Raw genomic sequence first — 21552 nt, 5'->3', positions numbered from 1 at the left:
GCGGTCCGTTACTCGTGGTCGGCACAGACGAGCCACCCGAGATACGGTCGTTCCGCGCTCTTATGTGAAAGAGCTTTGATCTTTGCAACCTTTCGGCGACGTGCGCCCGTCTTCCTCCCGTGGGGCGTAACGAACGGAGAACTCGTGGGTAAGGCCGGCAAGAGTGGCCGCAAGTCGTCGGTCTGGCGGGGTGTGCCGCGCTGGGCCAGGATCTGCACGGTGTTCGGCACCGTGTTGACAGTGCTCAGCGGTGCCGTGCTGGTCGGCACCGAGGTGCTCATGGCCCGCTACGAGGGGGCGGTGGGCAAGGCGGACCTGTTCGGCGACCAGGCGGCCGGTGCCCAGGCGAAGAAGAGTGAGATCAAGGGCCCGCTCAACATCCTGCTGGTCGGCATCGACCCGCGTACGGCGACGGCGGCGCCGCTGGCCGACTCGATCATGGTGCTGCACGTGCCGGCGACGATGGACCGGGCCTACCTCTTCTCACTGCCGCGCGACCTCTACGTGCACATCCCGGCGTTCAAGAAGGCCAACTTCGCGGGCGAGTCCACGAAGATCAACGCCGCCATGTCGTTCGGCAGCCAGGTGCAGGGGGCGAACCCCGACGCCGCCCGGGGCTTCGAGCTGCTGGCCACGACCGTGCAGAACGTGACGGGCATCAAGCGGTTCGACGCCGGCGCGATTATCAACTTCACCGGCTTCCAGAAGATCGTCGATGCCATGGGTGGCGTCAACATGTACGTCGAGCGGGAAGTGAAGTCCGAGCACAAGCAGCCGGACGGCAAGGCCCGGCCGGGCAACACTCGCGGCGAGGGCTACGTCGGGCCGCAGGCGGTCTACAAGAAGGGCAACCAGCACCTGAGTGGGTGGCAGGCGCTGGACTACGTTCGGCAGCGTTACCCGAAGAACGGCGTTCCGGACTCCGACTACGGCCGGCAGCGCCACCAGCAGCAGTTCGTCAAGGCCATGGTCGGCCAGGCGTTCAGCGCCGACGTGGTGTCCAACCCGATCAAGCTGGACAAGGTGCTCCGCGCCGCCGGGCAGTCGCTGATCTTCAACGGGCGGGGCAACAGCGTTGTCGACTTCGGGCTCGCCCTGAAGGACATCCGCCCCAATACGATCCAGATGATCAAACTGCCCGGTGGTGGCATGTACGACGGCAAGAGATACCTGGGTGAGCAGTTCCAGCCGGGGGTTCCGGACTTCTTCGCCGCGCTGAAGAACGAGCAACTCGACCCGTTCCTGCTGGAGCACCCCGATTTCGTCAACAAGACCAAGTAGCCGGGGCGTGGTTCTCCCCACCCGCGTGGGGCGCGCGCCGGCGTCAGGCTAGACTTTCGGCAATCCGTAGCCGCAGCAAGGAGACAGCGTGGCACAGCAGCTTCACGTCGAGCTCGTCGCCGTCGAGGAGAAGGTCTGGTCGGGTGACGCCGAGATGGTCGTCGCTCGCACGACCGAGGGCGAGCTGGGTGTTCTGCCGGGGCACGCGCCGCTGCTCGGCCAGCTCGCCGAGCCCGGCCAGGTGCGCATCAAGCTCGCCGGTGGTGAGCAGGTCACCTACGAGGTGGCTGGCGGCTTCCTCTCGGTGAGCGCCAACGGTGTCACCGTGCTGGCCGAGAGCGCAACCCCGGTTTCCGCACCGAGCCGCTGAGTCACACCGGGGATGGAGATCGTCGAAGGATTCGGGATCGGCGTAGTCGTCATCCTCGGCGCGCTTTTCATTCTCTTCGTCCGGCGAGCTCTGGTCACCCGCAGCGGTGGCATCATCCGGCTCAGCGTCCGAGTCTCCACCATGCTCGACGGCCGCGGCTGGTCGCCCGGCTTCGGTCGGTTCGCCGATGACGAGCTTCGTTGGTACCGGATGTTCAGCTTCGCGATCCGCCCCAAGCGGGTGCTGTCGCGCAAAGGGTTGGCGGTGGAGCGCCGCCGATTGCCCGAAGGTCAGGAACGGCTCTCCATGCCGGCCGACTGGGTGATCCTCCGCTGTACCAGTCACCACGCACCGGTGGAGATCGCCATGGCGCGATCGACAGTGACCGGTTTCCTGTCCTGGCTCGAGGCCGCCCCTCCGGGGGCGGTCTCGCCGCGTCTGGCCTCCCAGGACTGGCCGGCTGCCTGAGCCGTCTCTGGTCGCCGTTGGGGTTTCCGGGGAGCCCGCCCGGCTCCGGGCGGTCAGGCTTGATCCCTGCGCCGGGCGGGCTCCCCGGAAACCCTTCTTGGGCATCCTGCGTCGGTCTGGCGCGGTTTTTGTCACCTGCCGTTACCGGTGAGGCTAAGTTCCGCCTTCTGCGTCGCTTGTTCGGGTGATCGACTCGGTTTCGTGATGCCGGGGTGTCCTGCTGGTCTGGATGCCCCTTTTTCTTGAACCCGAGTCGACCGCGCCGCCCACTCGGTTCACGTAGGCGTGGGGGCGGTCAGATCGGGAAGTCACTGCTCGACGTGGTGCAGAGCCCTCCGGTCAGCGCTTGCCGCCTGGCACCCATAGCACGTCTCCCGCCGGATTTGCCGTTCTTGACAGGATAAAGAGCAGATCGGAGAGCCGGTTGAGATACTTTGCCGGGAGCGTGCTGGTTCGGTCCGGATCGTGGGCCACCAGCGCCCACGCCGCCCGTTCGGCACGCCGGGCGATGGTTCGCGCCACATGCAGCAGCGCCGCGCCTGCGGTGCCGCCGGGGAGGATGAAGGAGTCGAGCTTGCTCAGGCGTGCGTTGTACTCGTCGCACCAGCCTTCCAGGCGCTCGACGTACTCCTCGGTCACCCGCAGCGGCGGGTACTTCGGCTCCGGCTCGACCGGGGTGGACAGGTCGGCGCCGACGTCGAACAGGTCGTTCTGCACCGACCCCAGCACTCCCCGCAGCACCTCGTCGAGCTCGCCCATGGCGATCGCGACGCCGATCGCCGCGTTGCACTCGTCGACATCCGCGTACGCGGCGATGCGTGGATCGGTCTTCGGCACCTGCTCGTTGTTGCTCAGCCTGGTCATGCCGGCATCGCCGGCCTTGGTGTAGATGCGCGTGAGGTGGACGGCCATGACGCACAGCCTACGGATTCCCGACCTGACGATCCCGGCGCGGCCGGACAGCTCCGCCAGTTGGCCTGTGGTGGTAGGCCCCGGCGACGCGGGCGACACGGCGGTCAACGACGTCGACGTCATCCGGGTCCACGGTGACGCCCGCCTGGCCGGCACCGTGCACGTGGTCGGTGCCAAGAACTCGGCGCTGAAGCTGATGGCCGCCGCGCTGCTCGCGCCGGGCCGCAGCGTGATCACGAACGTCCCGCGGATCACCGACATCGCGATCATGGGGGAGGTGCTGCGCCGGCTGGGTTGTGACGTCCGGTTCGACGCGGACGACCCGGTCGACCCGATGGTCGCCCGCGGTGGGGTGGCCCGGTCCCGCTCGGTGACCATCGACGTGCCCGAGCAGCCTGGTGCCGAGGCTGACTACGACCTGGTCCGGCGGTTGCGCGCGTCGATCTGTGTGCTCGGCCCGCTGCTGGCCCGCCGGGGGTACGTGCGGGTGGCCCATCCCGGCGGCGACGCCATCGGGTCGCGAGGGCTGGACATGCACATCTCCGGGCTGACCCGGATGGGCGCGGAGATCTCCGGTGAGCACGGGTTCGTCATCGCCTCCGCCCCGCACGGGCTGCGCGGCGCGGACATTGTGTTGGACTTCCCCAGCGTCGGCGCGACCGAGAACCTGGTGATGGCGGCGGTGCTCGCCCAGGGCACCACGATGATCGACAACGCGGCCCGCGAGCCGGAGATCGTCGACATCTGCACGATGCTCAACGAGATGGGCGCGCGGATCGTCGGCGCGGGCACGTCCACGTTGCGGATCACCGGGGTCCCCGGTCTGCGCCCGGTGCGCCACGCCACGGTGGGGGACCGGATCGTCGCCGGCACCTGGGCGTTCGGCGCGGCGATGACCCGGGGAGACGTGACGGTGACGGGGCTGGACCCCGCGTACCTGGAGGTCGCGCTGGACAAGGTGGTGGCGGCCGGTGGCCTGGTGGAGACCAGGGGGGACGGCTTCCGCGTACGGATGGACGAGCGGCCCCGGGCGGTGGACGTGGTGACGCTGCCGTACCCGGGCTTCGCCACCGACCTGCTGCCGATGGCGATCGGGCTGGCCGCGGTCAGCGACGGCGCCTCTCTGATCACCGAGAACATCTTCGACGGCCGGTTCATGTTCGCCAACGAGATGATGCGGCTCGGTGCGGACATCAAGACCGATGGGCACCACGCGGTCGTCCGTGGGCGGGGTCGGCTGTCCGGTGCGCCGGTGCGGGCCACCGACATCCGCGCCGGAGCGGGGCTGATCATCGCCGGGCTCTGCGCTCAGGGTGTCACCGAGGTCTCCCACGTGCACCACGTCGACCGGGGGTACCCGGACTTCGTGGCCGACCTGCGCGCACTCGGGGTGGCGATCGAGCGGGGCACCGCACCGGAGGAACCGTCGCTGGAGATCTGACCCGCCGGGAGGCCGTACGTCAGGCCCGGGCAGTGCCGCCGGGCCGCCGCCATGCCGGGAGGCGGGCGCCGGACCGCCGCCATGCCGGGAGCCGGTGCGGGACCGCCGCCTTGCCGGGAGGCACCTCCCGACGCCCCTTAGCCATCGTTCAGGCTCGCCGACTAGGGTGTTTGCAGGCACTCAATCGCAGCGAGGGAGAAGTAGATGGCGGGTCGACTCGCGGTCGTCGGGGCCGGGCTGATGGGCTCCGGCATCGCTCAGGTGGCGGCGCAGGCCGGCTGGCAGGTGACGTTGCGCGACCTGGACGACGCGGCCACCACCCGGGGGCTGGGCGGCATCCGGAAGTCGCTGGAAAAGTTCGCCGAGAAGGGCAAGATCGAGGCGTCCGAGGTCGAGGCGACGTTGGCCCGGATCACCCCGACCACCGACCTGGAGGCGGCGGCGGACGCGGACATCGTGGTCGAGGCGGTCTTCGAGCGGCTGGAGATCAAGCACGAGGTGTTCCGCGCCCTGGACAAGATCTGCAAGGCCGACGCGGTGCTCGCCACCAACACCTCGGCCATCCCGGTCACCCAGATCGCCGCGGTGACCGAGCGACCCGAGTCGGTCGTCGGCACCCACTTCTTCTCCCCGGTGCCGATGATGCAGCTCTGCGAGCTGGTACGCGGTTACAAGACCAGCGACGCCGCGCTGGACACCGCACGGGCCTTCGCCGAGGAGATCGGCAAGACGGTGGTGGTGGTCAACCGGGACATCGCCGGCTTCGTCACGACCCGGCTGATCTCCGCCCTGGTGATGGAGGCGGTCAAGCTGGTGGAGTCCGGCGTGGTGTCCGCCGAGGACCTGGACACGGCCTGCCGCCTCGGCTTCGGGCACGCGATGGGTCCGCTGGCCACCACCGACCTGACCGGTGTGGACGTGCTGTTGCACGCCTCGAAGAACATCTACACCGACACGGCCGACGAGAAGTTCTTCCCGCCGGAGCTGCTCCAGCGCATGGTCACCGCGGGCGACCTGGGCCGCAAGACCGGCAAGGGCTTCTACACGTACTGAGACGGCGGTAGGCCGCGGGCCCGGGATGTGCTCATCCCGGGCCGGGAGACCGGGCGGGGGCAGCCAACGCCGCCGCGACGAAGTCGAAGGCGCTCGGGATCATCCGGCCCCAGTAGCCGAAGTCGTGTCGGCCGTCGGCGTACTCCGCCCGGGCGGCCGGCTCGGGCAGTGCCCGCTCCAGCGCCTGCACGTCGTCCAGGAAGTCGTCCTGCCGACCGCACCAGAGGGCCAGCGGTGTGCCGCGCAGCCGGTCGACGTTGGCGAAGACGGCATCGCCGGGCGCGACGGCGGGGGAGAAGGCCGCCACCGCCCGGAGCAACCCCGGCCAGGTCCCGGCGAGCAGCAACGAGCCGTAGCCACCCATCGACCAGCCCCAGCCCGCCAACCGGGTGGCGTCGAAGCCCCGCTCGGCGCACCAGGCTGGCAACTCCTCGCGCACCATCCGTTGCGGGTCGTCCCGCCCGGAGGGACGCCAGGAAAGCCGGTCGCCGGTCGCTCCTGCCAGGACGAACGGTGCCGCGCCCCGGCGGACCGCGTCGGTGAGGAAGCGGCCCAGGCCGAGCCCGGGGAAGTCCCGAGCGGTGGTGGACGCGCCGTGCAGCACGAGGCAGACCGGCAACCCCCGACCGTCGCCGTACCCGTCCGGGACGGCGGTGTAGAAGTCGACAGTACGACCACGCGCGGCGGACGGACGGCTGGTGAGCCGCTCGTCGCCGGTCGGCGCGTCCGGCGGCACCGGTCGTGCCGGCGCGGGCCGGATCAGGTCGCGGGCCGCCCAGCCCGCCCCGACCGCCAGCACCGTTGCCCCTGCCCCCGCGAGCAGGAGACCACGCCGGGTCGGTCGAGCGGCCATCGGCAGAGTGTGGCAGCCCGAGGGCAATTCGGGGAGGGGCCTGCCGCTCAGCCGTCCCGCTTGGTCGCCGCGACGGGTGCGGGTGCGGTCCGCCGCAGCCCCGAGGTGAGCGCGACGGTGGCGGCCAGCGAGGCCCCGGCCAGCAGCGCGACGGCCTGGTACGTCGGGACCAGGTCGGCGATCGCGCCGGCGAGCACGGCGCACAGCGCCTGCCCTGCCAGCATGCCGTTCTGATGCAGACCGAGCACCTGGCCACGGGCCTCGGATGGCGAGCGGGCGATCAGCCGCTCCTGCAACGGCAGCCCGCCGGCGAAGCCGATCGAGGCGACCAGTGCGACGACGATGGCCAGCGGTAGCGGCGGCGACAGCAGGAAGACCAGGTAGGGGACGGCGAGCAGCAACCGCAGGGCGGGAACCCACCGCTCCCGGCGGGCCGCGCTCAGGAACCGCCCGACCACCACGTCGCCGATCAGCATGCCGAGGGCGGCGGCGGCGAAGAGGAAGCCCGCGCGATCACCGGCGTACGGAATGAAGAGCGCCTCGCACCCGACGATCAGACCACCGGGCACCCACAGGTTCAAAAAGAGCGACCGGCGACCACGGTCCGCCCAGAGTTCCCTGTTCACCCGCAGGGTGCGCGCGATCGTCGTCCGCTCGGTGGCCCGGACCGGGCGTTCGGCCAGCCCGAACCAGCCCACCGCGGCGGCCACCGCCCGAAGCACCGCGGCGAGCAGGAACACCTGCTCCGGGCTCAGCCAGACGAGCAGGGCGCCGGCCAGCCCGAACCCGGCGATCTGCATCACCCCGACGCTCGTGTTCATGGTGGCCCGGGCCAGTACGTAGGTGTTGGCCGGCAGGATGTCGGTGAGCAGTGCCCACCTCGCCCCACCGGTGATCGAGCCGACGTATCCGCTGACGAAGATGATCGCGAAGCGGGTCCACAGTGGCACCCCGGGTACGGCCTGCACCGCCGCTCCGGCCGCGACCAGCACCGCGGCCAGGGTCAGTGCGCGGCGGGGCGGCAGGCTGTCGGCGGCCGACAGCAACGTCAGGCTGCCGAGCACACCGGCCAGCGGTGCGCCGAACATGCTCAGCGCGGTGATCAGCGCCGAGCCGGTCGACGCGTAGGTCAACGCGCCCAGCGCCAACGCCGACGTGGTGTGCGCGGCGATCCCCGCGCAATTGGCGAGGAACAGGTTGCGAAACTCGCGGGCGGCGAACAGGTCTGTGTACGTTCTCACGGCACGAGCGTGTGGGGCGTCGGCTGCGTTCCATAGAGTTACGTCTGGAGGCGAAACTTGGGCGTCTGGCAGGTGCCGTCGGATCTGCTCGCGCGCAGCCGCTTCACGGTCTCGCCGATGGTCGACACGGTCGCCGCGCTGCGCGCGCTGTACAACCCGCGTACGCCCTGGCAGTGGGCCTGGCGTGGTCCGCACGTCGACGCGTTCCAGCGGATGCTCGCCGCCCGGCCGGTGGCCCGGGCGCTGCTGCCCGCGTCGTTCAATTCCCGGTGGGTCGCCGACTTCTTCACCATCGCGCCGGCCTCGCCGGAACCGACGTTCCCGGCCGAGCTGGCGGCCGTCGGACGGTTGTCCGACGAACAGGTCCGGGCCGACCTGCGGGTCACCCGCCCGGAGTCGCTCGCGCCCGAACTGCTGGCGGACGGCCTCACCGGTCAGGTGGTGGAGCTGCTCAACTGGGTCTGGACGCACACCGTCGAACCGGAGTGGCCGGAGCGGGAACGCCGGTTGCGGGCGGACATCGTCGCCCGTACCACCGCGCTGAGCGCGGGAGGCTGGGCGGGGGTGATCGCCGATCTCAACCGCAACATGCGCTGGCTGGGCGATGGCCGCCTCCAGATCAACGACTACTCCGAGCCGCCGCTGTCGCTGGACGAGGCCGAGCAGCTGGTGTTCGTGCCGGCGCACTGCCGCCGTGGTTGGGTGGTGTGGGACGCGCCCACCCGGTTCGGGATGGTCTACCCAGCGCGCGGGATCCTGATGGACCCCGCCTCACCGGCACCCGACGGCCTGGCCCGGTTGATCGGCGCGAACCGGGCCAGCATCCTGGCCAGGCTGGACGCGCCGCTGAGCACCTCCCAGCTGGTGGTGGTGACCGGGCTGTCCCTCGGGACTGTGAGTGATCACCTGCGGGTGCTGCTCGACGCGGGCGCCGTCAGCAAACGGCGGTCCGGGCGCGAGGTGCTCTACTGGCGTACACCGCTCGGCGCCGCGCTCGCCGCCGGCGGCTGAGCGGGGCCGTCCGACCGGCGGCGCCGGGGGGTCGAGCCTGCCGCTCAGCCGTCGCGCTTGGTGGTCCAGCGGAAGGTGGTCATGCAGAGCACCACGCCGATGACGCACCACAGGGCCAGCACCAGCGCGACCCGGCCCAGCTCGAACGAGCCGCCCGGTTCCTGGGCGCCGAAGCCGTCGGGCAGGAAGACCGACCGCAGCCCCTGGCACATCCACTTGAGCGGGAAAAGCGCCGCCACCTGCTGCATCCAGGTGGGCAGGTCGGTGAAGACGAAGAACACCCCGGAGATGAACTGGAGCACCAGGGCGACCGGGGTGACCACCGCCGAGCCGCTGCGTGCCGTGCGGGCCAGCGACGAGATGGCGATGCCGCACAGGGTGCAGGCGGTCACCCCGAGCCCGGAGACCCAGCCGAAGGTCAACCACTTCCCGGCGGTGCCCGGCAGGTCGAGATCGAACAGCGCCACCGCGACGGCCAGCAGCAGCGCGGTCTCGGCGATGCCGATCGCCACCACCATGATCACCTTGCCGGCGAACCAGACCCACTTCGGCATCGGCGTGCCCCGGTAGCGCTTGAGCACCCCCCGGTCCCGCTCGATCGGGATCCAGATGCCCAGGTTCTGGAAGCTCACCGTCATCAGGCCGGTCGCGATCATGCCGGTGATGAAGTACTGGGTGTACTTGACCCCGCCACCGATCTCCCCGCTGAAGATCGACGCGAAGATCAGGATCATGATGATCGGGAAGCCCATGGTGAAGACCACTGACTCCCGGCTGCGCAGGAACTGGGTGATCTCCAGCCGGCCCTGGCGCAGCGCGAGCGCGCCGGCACCGTGTCGACGGCTGCGGGTCGCGGTGGCCGGCGTCGCCGGCCTTGTCGTGGTGGTCATCGCGCGTGTCCGATCATGGTGAGGTAGACGTCCTCCAGGGTCGGCCGGGTCACCGTGAGGCCGGGGACCTCGCCGCCGTGGCGCGCGGCCAGGTCGGCCACGAGGGCCGTCGGCGTCGCGCTCTGCGCGCTCTCCAGTGTCCCGTCCGGGGTACGCCAGGAGACCGTCGCGAGGGCCTCCTGCCGGTTGCCCAGCCGGTTCGGGGCAGCCACCTCGACCAGCCGGCCACCGGCGATCACACCGACGCGGTCGGCGAGCGCCTCCGCCTCGTCCAGGTAGTGCGTGGTCAGCACGATGGTGGTGCCGGCCGCGGCGAGGTCGCGAATCAGTTCCCAGAACTCGCGGCGGGCCTCCGGGTCGAAGCCGGTGGTCGGCTCGTCGAGGAAGAGCAACTCGGGGCGACCGATGATGCCCAGCGCCACGTCCAGGCGGCGCTTCTGCCCGCCGGAGAGGGTGTGCGTACGGGCCTTCGCCTTGGCGCCCAACCCGACCCGCTCGATCACCTTGTCCGGGTCGTCGGCGGCGGGGTAGAAGCCGGAGAAGTGCCGGATCACCTCGGCCACGGTCAGCTCGTCGAACTCGCCGGTGCCCTGGAGCACGATGCCGACACGGGAGCGCCAGTCGGCGTCCGGGTGGGCCGGGTCCGCGCCGAGCACGAAGACCTCGCCGGCATCCCGGTGCCGGTAGCCCTCCAGGATCTCCACCGTGGTGGTCTTGCCGGCACCGTTCGGGCCGAGCAACGCGAACACCTCACCGCGGCGCACGTCGAGGTCCACGCCCGCCACCGCCACGTTGTCGCCGTACGCCTTGCGCAGCCCTCGGACGGAGATGGCCAGCTCGTCATCCATGCCGTCCAGTGTGCGTCCTGACCCTGCTGGCCCGGTGCCCGGGGTGTGGCGGTGCGCGCCACAGCGGGTACTTCGCACCCGGATGTCCCCGACATGGACCTGTGTGGTTTTCCACAGCCCCTTTTACTGGGCGGTAACTTAAACTCCGGCCATGGACGAGACGGCATTTCCGGGACGGCTGCCCGAGCGGGACCGCCCGTGGGTGATGCGTACCTACGCCGGCCACTCGTCGGCGACCGCGAGCAACGCCCTCTTCCGACGCAACCTGGCGAAGGGGCAGACCGGCCTGTCGGTCGCCTTCGACCTGCCCACCCAGACCGGGTACGACCCGGACCACGAGCTGGCCTCCGGCGAGGTCGGCCGGGTGGGCGTGCCGGTGGCGCACCTCGGCGACATGCGGGCGCTCTTCGACGGCATCCCGCTCGCCGACACGAACACCTCGATGACCATCAACGCCCCGGCGATGTGGCTGCTCGCTCTCTACGGCACCGTGGCGACGGAGCAGGGCGCCGAGCTGGCCCGCTGCTCGGGCACCACCCAGAACGACATCATCAAGGAGTACCTGTCCCGGGGCACGTACATCTTCCCGCCAGCGGCGTCCCTGCGGCTCACCGCCGACGTGGTGGCGTACACGCTGCGGGAGATGCCCCGGTGGAACCCGGTCAACATCTGCTCGTACCACCTCCAGGAGGCCGGGGCCACGCCCGTGCAGGAGGTCGGCTTCGCGCTGGCCACCGCGGTCGCCGTCCTCGATGCGGTCCGTGACTCCGGCCAGGTGCCGGCCGAGCGGATGGGCGACGTGGTCCAGCGGATCTCGTTCTTCGTCAACGCCGGGGTGCGTTTCGTCGAGGAGATCGCCAAGATGCGCGCGTTCGGCGTGCTCTGGGACGAGATCACCCGGGACCGGTACGGGGTCACCGAGGCCAGGCAACGTCGGTTCCGCTACGGCGTGCAGGTCAACTCGCTGGGCCTCACCGAGGCGCAGCCGGAAAACAACATTCAGCGCATCGTGCTGGAGATGCTCGGCGTGACGATGTCCCGCGACGCCCGGGCCCGCGCGGTGCAGCTGCCCGCCTGGAACGAGGCGCTGGGCCTGCCCCGCCCCTGGGACCAGCAGTGGTCGTTGCGGATGCAGCAGGTCCTGGCGTACGAGTCGGATCTGCTCGAATATCCCGACCTCTTCGCCGGCTCGCACGTGATGACCGCGCTGGTCGCCGAGATCGTCACCGGCGCGCGGGTCGAGCTGGACAAGGTGCTGGAGCTGGGCGGCGTGGTCGCCGCCGTGGAGACCGGCTACCTCAAGAGCGCGCTGGTCGGGTCGCTGGCCGAACGCCGCAGGCGGATGGAGTCCGGTGCCGACGTGGTGGTCGGGGTCAACCGGTACACCGAAACCGAATCCTCCCCGCTGACCGCCGCCGGCGCGGAAGCCGTCGAGCAGGTCGACCCCGCGGTCGAGGCGGCCGCCACCGAGGGCGTACGCCGATGGCGGGCCGACCGGGACACGGCCGCCGTCGACGCGGCCCTCGCCCGGCTCCGCGCGGACGCCGCGACCACCACCAACCTGATGCCGGCCACCCTGGAGTGCGTGCGGGCCGGGGTGACCACCGGCGAGTGGTCCGGCGCGCTGCGCCAGGTCTTCGGCGAGTATCGCGCACCGACCGGCCTGGCCGGCGCCACCGGCAGCGGCGGCGACCCGGGCCTGGCCGCCGTCCGCGAGCGGGTCGCCGCCACCGCCCGCGAGCTGGGCAGCGGCCGGCTGCGGCTGCTGGTCGGCAAACCCGGCCTGGACGGGCACTCCAACGGCGCCGAGCAGATCGCTGTACGCGCCCGCGACGCCGGGTTCGAGGTTGTCTACCAGGGCATCCGGCTGACGGCGGGGCAGATCGTCGCCGCCGCCGTCGAGGAGGACGTCGACCTGGTCGGGCTGTCCGTGCTCTCCGGGTCGCACCTGGCCGCCGTGCCGGCGGTGCTCGACGGGCTGCGCGCCGCCGGCCGGGCGGACCTGCCGGTGGTGGTGGGCGGCATCATCCCCGCCGGCGACGCGGACACGCTCCGGGCTGCCGGGGTGGCCCGGGTCTTCACCCCGAAGGACTTCGCCCTCACCGGCATCATCGACGACCTGGTCACCGTCATCCGCCGCGCCAACGACCTGCCCTGACCCGTCGATCAGGCGTCAGACGCGGAAGCCGGCGGCGCGGGCCGCGTCGCGTTCCCGGCGGCGCTCCGAGCGTCGCCGGAAGAACCAGAAGATGAAGACCACCAGGCCCAGCAGGAAAGCCAGCACCAACACCGGCAGGATGATCGCCACCAGGGAGACCACCACGCTGGTGGCGTCCTCGGCGGTGCTGGCGACCGGGGCGCCGAACCCGGCGGTGGTCGCGTTGATGACGGGTCGTGCCGCGGACTTGAGCAGGTGCACACCCAGTGCCAGCAGCACGCCGGTGACGACCGGCACCCACTGGTGGGACGAGAAGAAGCTCCCCGGGTCGCTGACCGTCACGGTCTCCGACGAGGATCCGGCGCCGAAGGCCAGGCCGCCGGCGGTGGGCCGGACCACGGTCTGCACCATGTCGTTGATGTGGTCGACCACGGGCACCTTGTCCGCCACCATCTCGACGGCGAGCAGCACCGCCATGATGAGGATGACCCAGCCGTTGCCGAGCCAGGTCCAGCCGCTGGGCAGGTCGATCAGATCGGTGTAACGGCCGAGGAGACCGAGGATGAGCAGGGGTATGTAGGCGTTCAGGCCCGCCGATGCGGCGAGGCCAGTGCCGGTGAGGACTTCGAACACGGTCTCAGCATGGCATCGACGCGCCAGTGCCGCTCGCTGGCGACCGGGGGGTGCTCAGCTACCCTCGTCGGGTGCGGTTGGTCATTGCGAAGTGCTCGGTGGACTACGTCGGACGGCTCTCGGCTCACCTGCCGCTGGCCACCCGGTTGCTGATGGTGAAGGCGGACGGGTCGGTGTCGATTCATGCCGACGACCGGGCGTACAAGCCGTTGAACTGGATGAGCCCGCCATGTCGGCTGGAGGAGGCCCCCGGTGTGTGGCGGGTGGTCAACAAGGCTGGCGAGGAGTTGCGGATCACCCTGGAGGAGATCTTCCAGGACACCTCGTACGAGCTGGGTGTCGATCCCGGCCTGCGCAAGGACGGGGTGGAGGCGCACCTCCAGGAGTTGCTGGCCGCCAACCCCAGCGCGTTGGGCGAGGGGTTCACGCTGGTCCGCCGCGAGTACATGACCGCGATCGGCCCGGTCGACCTGCTGTGCCGGGACGCCAACTCCGGTTCGGTCGCCGTCGAGGTCAAGCGGCGCGGCGACATCGACGGGGTGGAGCAGTTGACCCGGTACCTCGAGTTGATGAACCGTGACCCGCTGCTCAGCCCGGTTGTCGGGGTCTTCGCGGCGCAGGAGATCAAGCCGCAGGCCCGGGTGCTCGCCACCGACCGGGGCATCCGGTGTGTGGTCGTGAACTACGACAAGCTGCGGGGCATCGAGAAGGACGAGCTGACGCTGTTCTGAGCGGCTCAGCTCCCGGTACGCACCGCGATCAGCGACTTGGGCAGGCCGAACACCCGCTCGACCAGCATGGTCGAGTCCGGGAAGTAGTGGCGCATCTGCGAGCGGTCCAGCAGCTCGGTCCAGAGCACCTGGTGGATGGCAGCGTCGTGGCTGCGGGTCGGCTTGTGCCCCAAGGGCCACCGCCTGGCGAACGCGGTGCGCAGCCGCACCGGTAGGAACTGCATGCCCGGCGCGATCCAGTGTGGCTCGATGGGGAAGTAGCGGTAGGGCGTCTGCACCCAGTGCCGGTCGGCCAGCGAGCGGACGGCGGCGGCGAAGCGCAACCGGCGTTCGTGCCCGCCCACGTGCTCCAGCACCGAGTTCGAGAAGACCATGTCGAAGCTGCCCCCGGCTAGGCGCGCAGGGAGGTCGCAGGCGTCAGCCTGCTCGACGTGGGCCCACTCCGGCACGACGGCCGGGGGTTTCTCCAGGTTGACGACTGTCACCCGAGCCGGCCGGATGGTGGCGCGGTGCCAGGTGCCGAGCCGGCCGCCGAGATCGACCACGTGCATGTCGCCGATGTCAGGGAAGGTGCGCGCCAGCCAGTCCGAACGGTGCTGACGTCGCCGGGCGCTCCACGACTGGTCACTGTCGACAAGGCGGTAGCGCAATCGATTGGGGCCCATTTAACGCAATGTACCGCCGTAACCACCCGTACACACATGTCGATTCGCCGATCTTCTTTGAAGATCGGCTATCTGACACTCACCTTCCGTACATCACCTTGATCGCCTTGACGAGCCGGGCCACGTCGGTCGGCGTCCGTTCGAAGGTCATCGACGGCAGCAGTGACCGGGCACGACGCCGGGTGATCGCCTTGGCCCGACCGAACTCGCGCAGCCCGTCCTCCCCGTGGATCCGCCCGAAGCCGGAGTCGCCCACCCCGCCGAACGGCAGGGTGGACATGCCGGCGAAGGTCAGGGTGGAGTTGACCGAGGCCATTCCGGAGCGCAGCCGCCGGGCGATGGCCACCGCGCGTCGTCGGCCGAAGACCGAGCCACCCAGGCCGTACGGCAGGGCGTTGGCGCGGGTGACGGCCTCGTCGGCGTCGCGGACCCGGCTGATGGTCAACGTGGGGCCGAAGGTCTCCTCCTGGACGGCGGCCGATTCCTCCGGCACGTCCACGAGCACGGTCGGGTGGACGTACGGCGGTTGCACGGCGCTCGGGCCACCGAGCACGGCGCGCCCACCGGAGTCGATCGCGGCGTCGATGTGCCGGCGGATCACGTCGATCTGCCGGGGCATGGTGATCGGGCCGATGTCGGTGCCCTCCGGCCCGACGGTCAGTTGACCGGCGCGGGCCACCACCTTGTCGACGAAGGCGTCGAAGACGGAGTCGACGGCGTAGACCCGCTCGATGCCGATGCAGGTCTGGCCCGCGTTGGTCATGCCGCCCCAGACACAGGCCTCCGCGGCGGCGTCCAGGTCGGCGTCGCTGTCGACGATCATGGCGTCCTTGCCGCCGCCCTCGATCAGCACCGGGGTCAGCGTCTCGGCGCACGCGGCCATCACCTTGCGGGCGGTCGCGGTGGAGCCGGTGAAGGCCACCTTGTTGACCCCGGAGCGGCACAGAGCGGCACCCACGTCGCCCAGCCCGTGCACGGCGGTGAAGACCGGGTGCTCGGGCACCACCTCGGCGAAGCTGTCCACTAGCCACTGGCCGACGGCGGGCGTGTATTCGCTGGGCTTGAGCACCACGGCGTTGCCGGCGGCCAGCGCGTACGCGGCGGAGCCGATCGGCGTGAAGACGGGATAGTTCCACGGCCCGATCACGCCGACCACGCCGTGCGGCTGGTATTCGAGGTGACCGGAGAACTCGGCGAGGATGAGCCGGGACCGCACCCGGCGTGGGCCGAGCACGCGGCCGGCGTTGCGGGCGGCCCAGTCGATGTGCTCGATCGCGGTGACGATCTCGACGATCGCGTCGGCGACCGGCTTGCCGCCCTCGACGTGCACCAGCTCGGCCAACTGCTCGATCCGCTTGGCGAGCAGCGCGCGCCACCGCAGCAGCCGGTCGCGGCGGCCGGTGAAGCCGAGCCCGGCCCACCACTCGCCAGCGGCCCGGGCGCGGTCGACGGCCTGGCGCACCTCGTCGTCGGTGGCGATCGGGAGGCGACCGGCCTCGATGCCGGTGGCCGGGCTGGTCGAAACCAGCTGGCCCTCCTCGATGACCGGGGTCCCCGGGACATGCACAGCCGTCATGACGGAAGTCTAGACCCGAAAACTACTCGCTGGTAGGTCCCCGATCCGGTGCGGCGGGACGGGAGTCGCTCCACCCCGACCGATCGTTGATCAGTGCAGGTCAGGGCAGCGGTGGCCGGTGCGGTCCGCCCGAATCGTCGAACGGCAGGTGGCCGGGAGGTGACGAGAGGCTGACCGGCCGGTCGGTATTGACGATTACCGTCTGATGGCAGGCTGACGCGCGGAGTGACGGTGTGGGGTGGAGGGCTGACTTTCCATGGAGGAACATCCGGAACTGATGCCGCTGTTGACGGTCGCGGGTGGGCCGATGCGCGGTGCGAGCTTTCGACTGCGGGGCGAGCCGCAGGTGATCGGTCGGGCGCCGACCGGCCACGTGGTCATCGCCGACCCGCATCTGAGTCGTCGGCACGCCGAGGTGTGGCTGACCCCGGAGGGGCCCTCCCTGCGGGACCTGGGTTCCACCAACGGCACCTGGCTCAACGACCGACGGATCAGCGAGGTCGAGCTGCTCTCCGACGGCGACGTGATCCGGCTCGGTCGGACCGAGCTGCGCCTGTTCGATCCCGGTGTGGCGCTCACCGACCCCGTGGGGCTCAGCTTCGGGCCGTCGCGGCGGGACGTCCGACCGACGCTGCCGCTGCCGTTGGCCGCGCCGCCGAGCGGCCGTCGCTGAGACGGGAGGGCCCCTTCCCTCCCACTCGGCACACGGCGAGTGCTGAGTGCGGCACACACTCGGTGCGCGCCCCAGGTGTCTGCCGGACACCTGGACCGGCGGGGGCTCGCGTGGCAGCATGCCGCGGATGGAGACCGAGCAGCGGACCGTGACGGCTAACGGCATCACCCAGGCGGTACGGGTGGCCGGCCCGCCGGACGGCACGCCGGTGCTGCTGATCCACGGCAACTGCTCGTCAGCTCTGTTCTGGGAGCCGCTGGTGCGGCGGCTGCCGCCGACGCTGCGGGTGGTCGCCCCCGACCTGCGGGGGTACGGCGACTCCGAGACGGCACCGGTGGACGCCACCCGGGGCCTGCGCGACTTCGCCGACGACGTGGCGGCCCTGCTGGACGACCCGACGCTCTTCGGTGCCGACGCCCGTCCGGTGGTGGTCGGGCACTCCCTCGGCGGCGGGGTGGCGATGCGACTGCTGGTCGACCATCCCCACCGGGTGGGAGCGTTGCTGCTCGCGGCACCGGTCTCCCCGTACGGCTTCGGCGGCACCCGTGACCTGACCGGCACGCCGACCACCCCCGACTTCGCCGGCACCGGCGCCGGCACGGCCAACCCGGACTTCGTCGCCCGGCTCGCGGCCGGTGACCGCAGCGCGGACGCCCCGGCCAGCCCGCGTGCCGTGCTGCGAGCCACCTACGTGGCCGATCCCGCCTCTCTGGTCGAGGACGAGGATCTGCTGCTGGACACCGTGCTCTCCACCGCCACCGGGGACGACAACTACCCGGGCACGGCGGTGCCCTCGGAGAACTGGCCGGGCACCGCACCGGGGGAGCGCGGCGTGCTCAACGCGCTCGCGCCGACCTTCTTCCGGCTCGCCGACGAGCTGGTGGCCGTCGCCGAGAAGCCTCCGGTCACCTGGGTACGCGGCGACGCCGACGTCATCGTCTCGGACACCTCGCTGTTCGACCTGGCGTACCTGGGCTCGCTGGGTCTCGTGCCCGGCTGGCCGGGCGAGGACGCCTGCCCACCGCAGCCGATGGTCGGCCAGACCCGGGCGGTGCTGGAGCGGTACGCGGCGGCCGGCGGCGCGTACCACGAGGTGGTGCTTCCCGGCTGTGGTCACAGCCCGCACCTGGAGCGCCCGGCGGAGTTCGTCGCGGAGCTGCTGGCCCTGACCACCGTGCCCACCGCCTGACGGCGGTCTGAGCACCAGGCCCGCCGCGTCCCTGCACCCTGCGGCGGTGTGGGTGAAATATCCCACGGCGTCTCGACAACCCAGCGTCACGTGGCAGACTCGCGCGCATAACCTTAGCGGCCGTTCAGTGGCCGTGCGGAGTCTCTGGGGAGGCCGGTCGTGGCGCGCGATTTCAGCACCGTTGGCGTGGTGGGGCTGGGCACCATGGGTGCCGGCATCGTCGAGGTCTTCGCCCGTAACGGCATCGACGTGGTGGCCGTCGAGATCTCCGAGCCGGCGCTGGAGCGCGGCCGGGTCACCCTCGCCGGCTCCACCGACCGTGCCGTCGCCAAGGGCAAGCTCGCCGCCGCCGACCGCGACGCCCTGCACGAGCGGGTGCACTTCGCGGTCGGGCTGGACGCGCTGCACTCCGTCGACCTGGTCATCGAGGCGGTGCCCGAGCACCTGGACCTCAAGCAGCGGATCTTCGCGGAGCTGGACCGGGTCTGCCGGCCGGAGACGATCCTCGCCACCAACACCTCCTCGTTGAGCGTCACCGAGATCTCGGTGGCCACCAGCCGGCCCAACCAGGTGATCGGCATCCACTTCTTCAACCCCGCGCCGGTGATGAAGCTGGTCGAGGTGGTCCGCACTGTCGTCACCTCGCCCGAGGTGGTCGCCGACGTCGAGGCGCTGTGCGCCCGGCTCGGCAAGGTCGACGTCACCATCAACGACCGGGCCGGTTTCATCGCCAACGCGCTGCTGTTCGGCTACCTCAACCACGCCGTCGGCATGTTCGAGGCGCACTACGCGACCCGGGAGGACATCGACGCCGCGATGAAGCTCGGCTGCGGCCTGCCGATGGGCCCGCTGGCGCTGATGGACCTGATCGGCCTGGACACCGCGTACGAGATCCTGGACACCATGTACCGGCGCGGCGGGCGGGACCGCCGGCACGCCCCGGTGCCGCTGCTCAAGCAGATGGTCACGGCGGGGCTGCTCGGCCGGAAGTCGGGTCGGGGCTTCTACACCTACGAGCGGCCCGGTTCGCCGGTGGTCGTACCGGACGAGGCGACGCCGCTGGCCACGGAGGCCGCGGTCGCCGACGGCGCGCGGGCCATCACGAAGGTCGGCGTGGTGGGCTCCGGGACGATGGCCACCGGGATCATCGAGGTCTTCGCCAAGGCCGGCTACGAGGTCGTCTCGGTGACCCGCGGCATGGAGAAGTCCGCGAAGGTCTGCGAGGCCGTGAAGACCTCGCTGAACAAGGGCGTGGTGCGGGGCAAGCTCGCCGAGGCCGACCGGGACGCCGCGCTCGGCCGGATCAGCTGGTCGGCCACGCTCGACCACCTCGCCGACGTCGACCTGGTGGTCGAGGCGGTGGTCGAGGAGCTGAGCGTCAAGAAGGCCCTCTTCGCAAGCCTCGACGAGATCTGCAAGCCGGGCGTCGTGCTGGCCACCACCACCTCCTCGCTGCCGGTGATCGACGTGGCGATGGCCACCCATCGGCCGGCCGACGTCGTGGGGTTGCACTTCTTCAACCCGGCACCGGTCATGCCGCTGGTCGAGGTGGTCCGCACCATCCGCACCTCCCCGGAGGCCACCGCCACCGCCCGCGCGGTCTGCGCCACCCTCGGCAAGACCGGCGTGGTCTGCGGCGACCGGTCCGGGTTCATCGTCAACGCGCTGCTCTTCCCCTACCTGAACGACGCGGTGAAGATGCTGGAGGCCAGCTACTCGACGGCCGACGACATCGACCACGCCATGAAGCTGGGCTGCGGCTACCCGATGGGCCCGTTCGAGCTGCTCGACGTGGTCGGGCTGGACGTGTCGCTGGCGATCCAGCGCGAGCTGTACCTGGAGCTGCGCGAGCCGGGCTTCGCACCCGCGCCGCTGCTGGAGCACCTCGTCACCGCCGGCTACCTGGGCCGCAAGACCCGCCGCGGCTTCCGCGACCACTCGCACCGCTGACGGGGTCAACGCCGGAGGGGCCCGGCCGCGTCTGAGGGATGTGACCTTCGAGGAGTACGTCGGCAGCCGCGGCCCGGCCCTGATCCGGCTGGCGCGGCTGCTGACCGGTGACGAGCACCGGGCCGAGGATCTCACCCAGGAGGTGCTGTCCCGGGCGTACGTGCACTGGCGCAAGATCTCGCGGGCCGACCGGCCCGACGTGTACGTACGTCGGATGCTGGTCAACGCCAACAACTCCTGGTGGCGACGCCGGTCGAGCCGCGAACTGGTCGTCGACACCTTCGTCGACCGGGCGCAGCGTGGCGACCTCGGCCGTGAGGCGGCCGACCGGGACGAGATGTGGCGGCTGATCCTCGGCCTGCCCGACCGTCAGCGGGCGGTGCTGGTGCTGCGCTTCTACGAGGACCTCGACGACGCGACGATCGCCCAGATCCTGGACTGCTCGCCGGTCACCGTCCGCACCCACGCGATGCGGGCGCTCGCCAACCTCCGGGAGCGCTGCGGTGCCCCGGCCACGAACGGGAGCCGACCGTGACAGACCTCGACGAGCGGATCAACGAGACGCTTCGCGAGCGCGCCGAGGGCAGCGTCGATGCAGGCCTGCTGTTGGCCGGCGCGGTCTCCCGGGGCCGTGTACGGGTCCGCCGTCGGCGTACCGCCGTCGGCACCGCGCTGGGCATGGTGGCCGTGCTCGGTGCGGGCGTGGCCATCGGTCCGGCGGACCTGCTCGGCTCCGACGCTGCCCCAACCGGGCCGCAGCGGCCGGCCGGTGCTGTCGTGCCAGCAGCACCGCCCCTGGCCGACGGGGTGCCGGGTGCCTCCACGCGGCCCGACCTGGTCGGCGCCGACCCGAACGTGCTGCATTTCGGCTTCAACCCGGGCGGGCCTCGATATCTCTCCTGGTCGGTGGAGGGTGGCGTGGAGATGGCGCGGCTCGACATGGGCGGACGGACGGTCACCCTGGAGTTGGCCGCGTCCGTCGAAGCGCTGCCGAGGTACGCCCAGGGCCTGCCGGCGGGTATGTCCGTGCCGATCAGGAAGGGTGTCTTCGACGGATCGGTGTCGCAGGCTGACACGTTCAACGGGAAGCCGGTCTGGTTGCGGCACTGGCAACCGGCTCCTGGGGTGTACGCCCGGGCCAGCGTGATCGCCCAGGATCAACGGGATCTGGCTGCGGTGGCCGCCGGGTTGCGGTTCGATCGGGCTTACCACTGCGGCGGGCCGTTGCGGCTCACCGCGCTGCCGACGGATGCCCGGGTCACCAACTGCGAGGTGTCGGTGGAGCGGTTTCCGGCCGGGTTCGACGTGTGGCTGACGATCGGGAGGCCTACGGTGTCCGGTCTTCGGGTCGGGTTGAGCTATGCGGTCGCCATCGCAGAGGACCGCACCAAGGGAAATCGGACGATCGCCGGTAAGCCGGCCTACCGCACCCCCCGCGGGCTGGAGCTGCTCGGCCTTCCGAAGGCCCATCTGGGCGCCGAGTTCGGCTTGCCGTTCCAGGGGTTCACCGAGGATGACGCGGCGACGGTCCTGGCAGGAGTGCGGGTCGCCGAGCCGCTGGACGATCCCGCGTCCTGGTGACCGCCCCCCGGACCGTCCGCTCCGACGG

21 protein-coding genes are annotated in these 21552 nt (G+C 71.0%); 13 read left to right on the top strand and 8 right to left on the bottom strand.

Translation table 11 applies throughout. The features are described 5' to 3' along the window. The first annotated feature begins 144 nt into the window (after positions 1 to 144). From GA0070619_RS22620 to GA0070619_RS22610, 3 genes are all read left to right on the top strand, one after another. Positions 145 to 1281, top strand: a complete 1137-nt coding sequence (locus GA0070619_RS22620) for an LCP family protein (RefSeq protein ID WP_088949910.1) — start codon at positions 145 to 147, stop codon at positions 1279 to 1281. An 88-nt stretch (positions 1282 to 1369) separates the two neighbouring features. Beyond that, positions 1370 to 1651, top strand: a complete 282-nt coding sequence (locus GA0070619_RS22615; RefSeq protein WP_088949909.1) for a F0F1 ATP synthase subunit epsilon — start codon at positions 1370 to 1372, stop codon at positions 1649 to 1651. Between the two features lie 12 nt (positions 1652 to 1663). Continuing rightward, positions 1664 to 2119 (top strand): DUF2550 domain-containing protein, encoded by a 456-nt coding sequence (locus GA0070619_RS22610; protein WP_088949908.1) that lies wholly within the window; start codon positions 1664 to 1666, stop codon positions 2117 to 2119. 339 nt (positions 2120 to 2458) lie between these two features. On the opposite strand, the gene GA0070619_RS22605 is transcribed toward GA0070619_RS22610, so the two are convergent. Continuing rightward, positions 2459 to 3031 carry a cob(I)yrinic acid a,c-diamide adenosyltransferase gene (locus GA0070619_RS22605; RefSeq protein WP_088949907.1) on the bottom strand — a complete coding sequence of 191 codons (573 nt, stop codon included), beginning with the start codon at positions 3029 to 3031 and terminating at the stop codon, positions 2459 to 2461. Here GA0070619_RS22605 and murA point away from each other — a divergent pair. Together murA and GA0070619_RS22595 are read left to right on the top strand one after the other, a co-directional pair. Next, positions 3030 to 4472: a UDP-N-acetylglucosamine 1-carboxyvinyltransferase gene (gene murA / locus GA0070619_RS22600; protein ID WP_088949906.1), complete on the top strand. Its 1443-nt coding sequence runs from the start codon at positions 3030 to 3032 to the stop codon at positions 4470 to 4472. The two genes, GA0070619_RS22605 and murA, sit on opposite strands and share 2 nt — an antisense overlap. A gap of 204 nt (positions 4473 to 4676) precedes the next feature. Further along, positions 4677 to 5525, top strand: coding sequence for a 3-hydroxyacyl-CoA dehydrogenase family protein (locus tag GA0070619_RS22595; protein ID WP_088949905.1), 849 nt, complete (start codon positions 4677 to 4679; stop codon positions 5523 to 5525). 31 nt (positions 5526 to 5556) lie between these two features. Here GA0070619_RS22595 and GA0070619_RS22590 read toward each other — a convergent pair whose 3' ends face one another. Further along, positions 5557 to 6378, bottom strand: coding sequence for an alpha/beta hydrolase (locus tag GA0070619_RS22590; protein WP_088949904.1), 822 nt, complete (start codon positions 6376 to 6378; stop codon positions 5557 to 5559). Positions 6379 to 6425: 47 nt separating this feature from the next. Continuing rightward, positions 6426 to 7619, bottom strand: a complete 1194-nt coding sequence (locus tag GA0070619_RS22585) for an MFS transporter (protein WP_088949903.1) — start codon at positions 7617 to 7619, stop codon at positions 6426 to 6428. Between the two features lie 57 nt (positions 7620 to 7676). Here GA0070619_RS22585 and GA0070619_RS22580 point away from each other — a divergent pair, with 57 nt between their 5' ends. Then, on the top strand, positions 7677 to 8630 hold the full coding sequence (locus GA0070619_RS22580) for an ArsR/SmtB family transcription factor (protein WP_088949902.1): 954 nt from the start codon (positions 7677 to 7679) through the stop codon (positions 8628 to 8630). Between the two features lie 44 nt (positions 8631 to 8674). Here the strand turns inward: GA0070619_RS22580 and GA0070619_RS22575 are convergent, their stop codons facing one another. Next, a complete protein-coding gene (locus GA0070619_RS22575) occupies positions 8675 to 9520 on the bottom strand; it encodes an ABC transporter permease (RefSeq protein WP_088949901.1) in 846 nt (281 codons plus the stop codon). After that, the gene (locus GA0070619_RS22570) at positions 9517 to 10368 is read right to left on the bottom strand and encodes an ABC transporter ATP-binding protein (protein ID WP_088949900.1); all 852 of its coding nucleotides are present in this window, start codon (positions 10366 to 10368) and stop codon (positions 9517 to 9519) included. Before GA0070619_RS22570 ends, GA0070619_RS22575 begins: the two co-directional genes overlap by 4 nt. Positions 10369 to 10519: 151 nt before the next feature. Between GA0070619_RS22570 and GA0070619_RS22565 the strand changes: the two genes are divergently transcribed. Then, positions 10520 to 12526, top strand: a complete 2007-nt coding sequence (locus GA0070619_RS22565; RefSeq protein ID WP_088949899.1) for a protein meaA — start codon at positions 10520 to 10522, stop codon at positions 12524 to 12526. Between the two features lie 15 nt (positions 12527 to 12541). Here the strand turns inward: GA0070619_RS22565 and GA0070619_RS22560 are convergent, their stop codons facing one another. After that, entirely contained in the window at positions 12542 to 13159 is a 618-nt protein-coding gene (locus GA0070619_RS22560; RefSeq protein ID WP_088949898.1) for a DUF4126 domain-containing protein, read from the bottom strand. 71 nt (positions 13160 to 13230) lie between these two features. Between GA0070619_RS22560 and nucS the strand changes: the two genes are divergently transcribed. Then, positions 13231 to 13890, top strand: a complete 660-nt coding sequence (gene nucS / locus GA0070619_RS22555) for an endonuclease NucS (RefSeq protein ID WP_088951983.1) — start codon at positions 13231 to 13233, stop codon at positions 13888 to 13890. Between the two features lie 5 nt (positions 13891 to 13895). On the opposite strand, the gene GA0070619_RS22550 is transcribed toward nucS, so the two are convergent. Together GA0070619_RS22550 and GA0070619_RS22545 are read right to left on the bottom strand one after the other, a co-directional pair. After that, positions 13896 to 14555, bottom strand: coding sequence for a methyltransferase domain-containing protein (locus tag GA0070619_RS22550; protein WP_088949897.1), 660 nt, complete (start codon positions 14553 to 14555; stop codon positions 13896 to 13898). Positions 14556 to 14634: 79 nt separating this feature from the next. Continuing rightward, positions 14635 to 16131: an aldehyde dehydrogenase family protein gene (locus tag GA0070619_RS22545; protein WP_088949896.1), complete on the bottom strand. Its 1497-nt coding sequence runs from the start codon at positions 16129 to 16131 to the stop codon at positions 14635 to 14637. A 256-nt stretch (positions 16132 to 16387) separates the two neighbouring features. Between GA0070619_RS22545 and GA0070619_RS22540 the strand changes: the two genes are divergently transcribed. The 5 genes from GA0070619_RS22540 to GA0070619_RS22520 all read left to right on the top strand — a co-directional run bounded on the left by GA0070619_RS22540 (position 16388) and on the right by GA0070619_RS22520 (position 21524). Continuing rightward, positions 16388 to 16804 carry an FHA domain-containing protein gene (locus tag GA0070619_RS22540; RefSeq protein ID WP_088949895.1) on the top strand — a complete coding sequence of 139 codons (417 nt, stop codon included), beginning with the start codon at positions 16388 to 16390 and terminating at the stop codon, positions 16802 to 16804. A gap of 118 nt (positions 16805 to 16922) precedes the next feature. Then, positions 16923 to 17993, top strand: coding sequence for an alpha/beta hydrolase (locus tag GA0070619_RS22535; RefSeq protein ID WP_406083231.1), 1071 nt, complete (start codon positions 16923 to 16925; stop codon positions 17991 to 17993). Positions 17994 to 18152: 159 nt separating this feature from the next. After that, a complete protein-coding gene (locus GA0070619_RS22530; RefSeq protein ID WP_088949893.1) occupies positions 18153 to 19943 on the top strand; it encodes a 3-hydroxyacyl-CoA dehydrogenase family protein in 1791 nt (596 codons plus the stop codon). Positions 19944 to 19983: 40 nt separating this feature from the next. After that, a complete protein-coding gene (locus GA0070619_RS22525; protein ID WP_088949892.1) occupies positions 19984 to 20478 on the top strand; it encodes a SigE family RNA polymerase sigma factor in 495 nt (164 codons plus the stop codon). Further along, positions 20475 to 21524: a hypothetical protein gene (locus GA0070619_RS22520; RefSeq protein ID WP_088949891.1), complete on the top strand. Its 1050-nt coding sequence runs from the start codon at positions 20475 to 20477 to the stop codon at positions 21522 to 21524. Before GA0070619_RS22525 ends, GA0070619_RS22520 begins: the two co-directional genes overlap by 4 nt. Positions 21525 to 21552 lie beyond the last annotated feature (28 nt).

Source organism: Micromonospora zamorensis (genome assembly GCF_900090275.1).
GTDB classification, from domain to species: Bacteria; Actinomycetota; Actinomycetes; order Mycobacteriales; family Micromonosporaceae; genus Micromonospora; species Micromonospora zamorensis.
Note: the sequence above shows the minus strand (reverse complement) of the source record. Positions and strands in the feature narration are given on the sequence as shown.

Excerpts from the sequence above, each read along its gene's own strand:
- GA0070619_RS22610 (WP_088949908.1), top strand. The coding sequence starts at position 1,664 with ATGGAGATCGTCGAAGGATTCGGGATCGGCGTAGTCGTCATCCTCGGC.
- murA (WP_088949906.1), top strand. The coding sequence starts at position 3,030 with ATGACGCACAGCCTACGGATTCCCGACCTGACGATCCCGGCGCGGCCG.
- GA0070619_RS22605 (WP_088949907.1), bottom strand. The coding sequence starts at position 3,031 with ATGGCCGTCCACCTCACGCGCATCTACACCAAGGCCGGCGATGCCGGC.
- GA0070619_RS22595 (WP_088949905.1), top strand. The coding sequence starts at position 4,677 with ATGGCGGGTCGACTCGCGGTCGTCGGGGCCGGGCTGATGGGCTCCGGC.
- GA0070619_RS22590 (WP_088949904.1), bottom strand. The coding sequence starts at position 6,378 with ATGGCCGCTCGACCGACCCGGCGTGGTCTCCTGCTCGCGGGGGCAGGG.
- GA0070619_RS22575 (WP_088949901.1), bottom strand. The coding sequence starts at position 9,520 with ATGACCACCACGACAAGGCCGGCGACGCCGGCCACCGCGACCCGCAGC.
- GA0070619_RS22570 (WP_088949900.1), bottom strand. The coding sequence starts at position 10,368 with ATGGATGACGAGCTGGCCATCTCCGTCCGAGGGCTGCGCAAGGCGTAC.
- GA0070619_RS22565 (WP_088949899.1), top strand. The coding sequence starts at position 10,520 with ATGGACGAGACGGCATTTCCGGGACGGCTGCCCGAGCGGGACCGCCCG.
- GA0070619_RS22550 (WP_088949897.1), bottom strand. The coding sequence starts at position 14,555 with ATGGGCCCCAATCGATTGCGCTACCGCCTTGTCGACAGTGACCAGTCG.
- GA0070619_RS22545 (WP_088949896.1), bottom strand. The coding sequence starts at position 16,131 with ATGACGGCTGTGCATGTCCCGGGGACCCCGGTCATCGAGGAGGGCCAG.
- GA0070619_RS22540 (WP_088949895.1), top strand. The coding sequence starts at position 16,388 with ATGGAGGAACATCCGGAACTGATGCCGCTGTTGACGGTCGCGGGTGGG.
- GA0070619_RS22535 (WP_406083231.1), top strand. The coding sequence starts at position 16,923 with ATGCCGCGGATGGAGACCGAGCAGCGGACCGTGACGGCTAACGGCATC.